The following is a 5,911-nucleotide window of genomic DNA, read 5'->3' on the forward strand; positions in this document are numbered from 1 at the left end:
GCAATTGCACCATTGCTCTATCGGTCTTGCGCAGCGCCTCATTCCACTCTGCCACAAATACCCAATATTTGTTTCTTCGGCGCGATTTTCGGCGGCCCGCCGAATACTACGCTGACATTCGGACACGGCCTCGGCCTTCCCGCCGGTATTCCCGCCGGTGTCAGGCCTGACACCAGCTGTTGGCGCACCAGTTGTTGACCTATTGCTAGTGCGCAGGTATGTTCCCGCGCATGCACATCAAACTCCTCATTGCCGCCGCTTGCCTGCTGGGCCTGTTCTCGACCATCGGGGCGTCGCTGCCGTATCCGATCCTGCCGCCCCTGTTCGCTTCGGGCGTGGGCAATGGCCTCAATTCCTTCCTCGGGCTGCCGCCCAAAATGCTGTTCGGCCTGGCGCTGACCATCAATCCGCTCGGCTTGTTGATCGGTAATACCTTGCTCGGCCCGCTGTCGGACCGCTACGGCCGCCGCCCGCTGCTGATGCTGACCACCATCGGCGCCGCCCTCGGCCACATGCTCACGGCGGCCGCGCTGCTGCTCGAATCGTATCCGCTGTTTATCGTGGCGCGCTTCGCTACCGGGCTGTTGGAAGGCAACGGCGCGGTGGTGCGCGCGATGCTGGCCGACCGCCTCGAAGGCGACCTGCGCGTGCGTGCCTTGTCGTGGCTGAACGGGGCCTTTTACCTGGGCTGGCTGGCCGGGCCGCTGCTGGCCGGCGCCACCGTGGTGTGGGGCATCACGGTGCCGTTCTGGATCGCCGCCGGCGCCCTGGTCATGACCACCGTGCTGGTGGCGCTGGTGCTGCCGCGCGAGACGCCGTCGCTGGCCACCACCTCATGGTGGTACGTGGCGCGCCACCAGCATGCGTTTCATTTGCTGCGCCACGCCGACCTGCGCAAGTTGTTCATCGTCCAGTTCGCCTACACCTGCGGCGTGACCGCCTTCTACGAGTTCTATCCCTTGTGGCTGGTGGAGTTTCCCGGCTATGGCGCGCCCGGCATCGCCTGGGTCACGGCCGGCCTGTGCGCGGTGATGACCCTCACCGCCGTGTTCGCCGGCCGGCCGAGCCGCTTCGCGCCGCTGCAACGGGCCGCGTGGAGCGCGTTCGCCTGCGCCACGGCGATCGCGGCGGTGGCGGTCGGCCATGTGGGGCTGGGACTGGCGGCGATCGTGCTGTTCGGGATTCCGAATGCGTTTTACAACGCCATCGTGCCGGGCTGGTGCGCGGAGCGCTTCGGCGCGCTGGGGCAGGGCGCCGTGATGGGATTGCTGTCGACCACGTTCTGCCTGGCCAATATCGTCATGGCCCTGGTCGGATCGGTGCTGACCCTGCTCGATACGCGCCTGATCCTGCTGCTCGGCGCGCTACTGTCGGCCTGGGCCGCCTGGCGCCTGCAGGGCTGGCGCGTGCAGATGGCGGGCCCGCCCGCGTCGAGCGCGCCGGCCGAAGGATAGACCAGGGCGCCGGACTGCGCCCTGGCCGTCACAGCGCCGGCGGATTGACCAGCGCGCTCGACCGCGCGCTTGCGGCGGCCGGCCCGCGCAGCATGGTCGGATCGAGGAAGCTGGCGGCGCGCCGGCTGTAGGCCGGACGCATGTGGATAGTGTCGGTGTACAGCGGCGCGCCGCTTTCGTCGAGCACCGGGCACTGCTGCTCCTTGCACATGGACTGGGCCGGTTCGATGACGATCGCCCCGGTCTCGGCGGCAATCGCGGTCAGGCGCGCCAGCGGCGTGGCGTTGCGCTGGCGATAGTCGGCCAGGTCGAAGGCGGGCACCGCCGGCAGCGGGGCGATCGCGCCGAAACGCGAGCCGGTGTACATCGACTGCGGATCGTAGGCGGCGCCGGCCGGCGGCTGCAGCACCAGGAACACGCGCTTGCCGTTCTTGCGCAGCGTGGCCAGGCTCTCGCGCAGCGATGCGTAGGCCAGTTCCTGGGCGTCGACGGCCGGAAAGGCTTTCTGCACGCCGTCCCTGGCAACCAGCAGTTCGTGCTGGCCGGCGTTGAAGTAGCCGTACCAGGCCGCGCCCACCACCACCGTATCGACCTCGGCGCTGTTGGCCAGCGCGTAGGCCGCCTTCACCGTCCTGGGACACAGCGGAAAGCGGATCTGCGGCAGGCGCACCGTGTGCTCGATCGGCGGGCAGCCACCGGCGGTGGCGAAAATCACCGAGCTGAAGCGCGCCGGATCGGTCGCCACCGCGTGTTCGACGCGCGGGCCGTACTGCTGCATCACGGAGTCGCCCAGGAACACGGTCAGGCCGGGTCCGCGGCTGGCCGCTTTCTGGAACACCACGCCGTCGTAGCGCAGCGGCGCCAGGGTCGGGCCGGGGTACTGGCTGTCGTTCAGGGCCGCCAGGTAGGGCTCGGCGCCATGGGTGTCGATCCGTTCGCGCAGCACGCTGGTGCCGATCGCCAGGCCGAACACGGCGATGGCGACCATGCCCAGCCCCAGCGACCAGGTCACGCGCGTACGGTCGCGCCGTTCGCGCAGCGGGATTTCGACCAGGCGCCAGGTGAGCCAGGCAAGCACGAAGCCGGCCACGATCAGCGCCACCTTGGCCAGCATCGGCGGCTTCTGGCCATGGATAATCTGCCCGTAGGACAGCAGCGGCCAGTGCCACAGATACAGGGGATAGCTGATCAGCCCGATCGCGACGGGCAGGCGCCGTCCCAGCACCAGGCGGTTGAGCACGGCATCCTTGCCGGCCAGGATCAGCAGGCAGGCGCCGCCCACCGGCAGCATGGCCCACCAGCCGGGAAACAGCGATTGCTCGTTGGTCAGCCAGAACGCCAGCCCCAGCAGCACCGCGCCGCCCAGCGACAGCGCCGTGCCATGCCGGGTGAAGCGCTGCGCGTGGTGCAGGTGCAGATACGAGACCACGCCGCCGGCCATCAGTTCCCAGAAGCGCGTGAGCGGCGAAAAGAAGGCTGCCACCGGATGGTCGGTCACCAGCAGCAGGTTGGCGCTCATGGAGATCACGAAGATCACGCCCGCGACCCACAAAAAGCGCAGCTTGCGCGAGAACACCAGCCACAGGATCAGCGGCCACAGGATGTAGAACTGTTCTTCGACCCCGAGCGACCACAGGTGCAGGAAGGGCTTGGTGATGCCGTCGTTGTCGAAGTAGCCGGCCTCGTTCCAGAGCACCAGGTTCGAGACGAAGGTGGTGCCGGCCACGGCGTGCTTGCCGATCTGCTGGAATTCGCCTTGCAGCAGGGTCATCCAGCCGAAGGCGAGGGTGGCGAGCATGACGACCGTCAGGGCCGGGAAAATGCGGCGGATGCGGCGCACGTAGAAATCGGCGATGCTGAACGTGGCCTTTTGCAGCTGCGACAGGAGGATCGAGGTGATCAGGAAGCCCGAGATGACGAAGAAGATGTCGACCCCCACGAAGCCGCCGGCGAACCAGGTCGGCCAGGCATGGAAAGCGATCACGGCGATCACCGCCAGCGCGCGCATGCCATCGATATCGGGCCGGTAGGCGAGCGCGCCCGCGTGCACGGTAGGATTGTTGGGTGGAATGACAGCCTCCGGGTACAAATGATTGGACAAAAAACAATGTCGACAACATGCATATTATAGTGGAAGCGCTACATAAAGTTGTGATTTGTTTAATTAAATACACATACAAACGTTGCCGTAAATGTAAATACTCAATCATTCGACCGCGTGCTGGCCACTGCGTTCCCGCGCCGTCGCGGCAAGCTGTCCGGCGTCACATCCCGGCGGCCTTGCTGTCTCTCTATTTGGCCTCGTCTTCCTCGCGCGCCGGGGTGCCGATCCAGATCCGGTGCGGGCCGGGTCCCTTGCCGGCCAGCTTGTCCTGCGGATTGCGCAACCAGCAGCGCTCCAGCGAGAGGCAGCCGCAGCCGATGCAATCGTCGAGCGTGTCGCGCAGTTTTTTCAGCTGCGCCATGCGCTGGTCGAGATCGTGACGCCAGGCGGCCGACAGGCGCGCCCAGTCGTCGCGGCTGGGCGCGCCGCTGCCGAGGGTGGCCAGCGCGGCCTCGATCTCGGCCAGGCTGATGCCCACGCGCTGGGCCACGCGAATGAACGCGATGCGGCGCAATACGTCGCGCGTGTAGCGGCGCTGGTTGCCGCCGCTGCGCGTGCTGGCGATCAGCCCGCGCGTTTCGTAGAAATGCAGGGTCGACACGGCCACCCCGCTGCGCCGCGCGACCTCGCCCACCGACAAGGCCGGATGGGGTTCGCGTACCGGATGTTGATCTGCCACTGAAGACTCCTTGACCTCAACTTAACTTGATGTTTTAGACTGGCTTTCGCTGCCCAGGCAAGCATTTTAAAGGAGAATTTCAGATGGCAAGGAACACGCCCAGGAACCCGTCCGACGGGGTATTTCGCGTTGATAAATTCGTCGTGCCGGCCGCGTCGCTGCCGGCCTTCGTGGAACAGATGCGCGAGATTTTGCAAATGTTCGAGCGTCTGCCCGGCTGGCGCCAGAAGCACTTGTTGACGCAATTTGGCGGCACCGGGGAATTTAATGTGGTGACCATGGTCGAATGGAAGACGGCCGGCGCGATGGCGGTGGCCCAGGAAATCGTGCAGCAGCGCTTTGCCGAGCAAGGCATCGCGCCGGCGCAGGTGCTCGAGCGCCTCGGGGTGCGCTCGGACCGCGGGTTTTACATCGCCGGCTGAGCGCGGCGCGCCTTGCGTGCGCGGTACAGCTTGCGCAGCCACAGGAACAGGGGGATCGCCACCAGCAACCACGGCAACACGGCAACGGCGACGGTGATCAGGACACCCAGGCTTGACATGAGCACATGGCCGGATTCCTTGGTCGCCTGCGCCACGGGCGCCGCCCAGTTTTCTTCGGCATGCAGCGATTCGGCTACCAGGTTCAGCTGGACCTCTGTCATGCCGGTCTGGTTCGCCAGTGCCTTGCGCCTGCCGGCGATGCTGTCGAGTTCGGTCTGGGTTTCGGAAAGCTGTTTTTCCGCCTTCAGCAGTTCGTCCATATTGCCCGTGCGCTTGGCCAGCAGGTCGAGGATGCGCGCCTTGAGCGCCGTGAGATTGGCGATTTTGGCTTCGACATCGATGACTTGGGCGGTCAGGTCTTCACTGTCGCGCTCGTGCTTCAGGAGTTTGCCGTGCTCCAGCATGGTTTTGAGAAAGCTGTCGAACGCTTGCGGAGGAATCCGCGCGCTCAGGGTGGCATTGGCCGACTGGTACCGGCGGGTTTGCGACTGATCGGTGTTGAGCACGACGCAGGCCAACTTGACGCAGGCCGCCTGGATGGCCGCGAAGTGCTTGTGCAGGTCGGCTTCGGGCGCCTCGAGCACGAGTTTATGGCGCGTGGCGATGTAACGCCCCGTTTTTGACGCGCTGGACGACTCCGCAGCCTTGCGCGCTCCGGCCTCGATGAGCTTGTTCTTGCCGAGCGGCGTGCCGACGCCAGTGACCTCCATTTTTTGCGAACAGGCAGACAGAAGGAAGGCAGCAGCGATGCCGAGCAGGATTTTCATAGGAAGGCATGGAATCGATGTTGATGGAATGATAACATCATGCGCGTGCCGAATGGAAACCGGTGCAGGCTTGCGTGGCCGTGTTGGCCGGGCGCGGCCAGCACTGGCTGGCCCGCCTCCGGTCAGGCCGGTCCCGGCGTGCTGGCAACAGCAGCCGGGCGGGACTTGCGGGGGACTTAGAGCCTGTTTCGGTAGGCCGGAGTCGCAGTGGGCGCGCCTGGCGGGCGGGGGCGGCGTTGTTCGTCGTTGCATGGCTAGCCATGCGGCCTCCTCGCGCCTTGCCCGCGTCCGCCATGCATCGCCCCTGCTTCCCCCGGCCTACCGAAACAGGCTCTTAGCCTGGATGTTTCATAAACGTCATCCGCAATTCCGAATTGTCGCTCTCGACGCCGCTCGGTTCGAATTATCCTATTGTGGGCAATAGG

At 65.8% G+C, this 5,911-nt stretch carries 5 protein-coding genes; 2 read left to right on the forward strand and 3 right to left on the reverse strand.

Annotation, left to right across the window (positions count from 1 at the left end; translation table 11 throughout):
* Positions 1–230: 230 nt before the first annotated feature.
* Positions 231–1,454, forward strand: coding sequence for an MFS transporter (locus F2P45_RS33590; RefSeq protein ID WP_166882553.1), 1,224 nt, complete (start codon positions 231–233; stop codon positions 1,452–1,454).
* Positions 1,455–1,482: 28 nt separating this feature from the next.
* On the opposite strand, the gene F2P45_RS33595 is transcribed toward F2P45_RS33590, so the two are convergent.
* Both F2P45_RS33595 and soxR read right to left on the reverse strand, forming a co-directional pair.
* Entirely contained in the window at positions 1,483–3,555 is a 2,073-nt protein-coding gene (locus F2P45_RS33595; protein ID WP_166882554.1) for an acyltransferase family protein, read from the reverse strand.
* A gap of 190 nt (positions 3,556–3,745) precedes the next feature.
* Positions 3,746–4,237, reverse strand: coding sequence for a redox-sensitive transcriptional activator SoxR (gene soxR / locus F2P45_RS33600; RefSeq protein WP_370663346.1), 492 nt, complete (start codon positions 4,235–4,237; stop codon positions 3,746–3,748).
* Positions 4,238–4,320: 83 nt separating this feature from the next.
* On the opposite strand from soxR, the gene F2P45_RS33605 reads away from it, so the two are divergent.
* A complete protein-coding gene (locus F2P45_RS33605) occupies positions 4,321–4,659 on the forward strand; it encodes an antibiotic biosynthesis monooxygenase (protein ID WP_166882555.1) in 339 nt (112 codons plus the stop codon).
* Here F2P45_RS33605 and F2P45_RS33610 read toward each other — a convergent pair.
* Entirely contained in the window at positions 4,644–5,486 is an 843-nt protein-coding gene (locus F2P45_RS33610) for a DUF4349 domain-containing protein (RefSeq protein ID WP_166882556.1), read from the reverse strand. The two genes, F2P45_RS33605 and F2P45_RS33610, sit on opposite strands and share 16 nt — an antisense overlap.
* Positions 5,487–5,911 lie beyond the last annotated feature (425 nt).

The sequence above is a fragment of the Massilia mucilaginosa genome (assembly GCF_011682145.1).
Taxonomy (GTDB): domain Bacteria; phylum Pseudomonadota; class Gammaproteobacteria; order Burkholderiales; family Burkholderiaceae_D; genus Telluria_A; species Telluria_A mucilaginosa.

Excerpts from the sequence above, each read along its gene's own strand:
- F2P45_RS33590 (WP_166882553.1), top strand. The coding sequence starts at position 231 with ATGCACATCAAACTCCTCATTGCCGCCGCTTGCCTGCTGGGCCTGTTC.
- F2P45_RS33605 (WP_166882555.1), top strand. The coding sequence starts at position 4,321 with ATGGCAAGGAACACGCCCAGGAACCCGTCCGACGGGGTATTTCGCGTT.
- F2P45_RS33610 (WP_166882556.1), bottom strand. The coding sequence starts at position 5,486 with ATGAAAATCCTGCTCGGCATCGCTGCTGCCTTCCTTCTGTCTGCCTGT.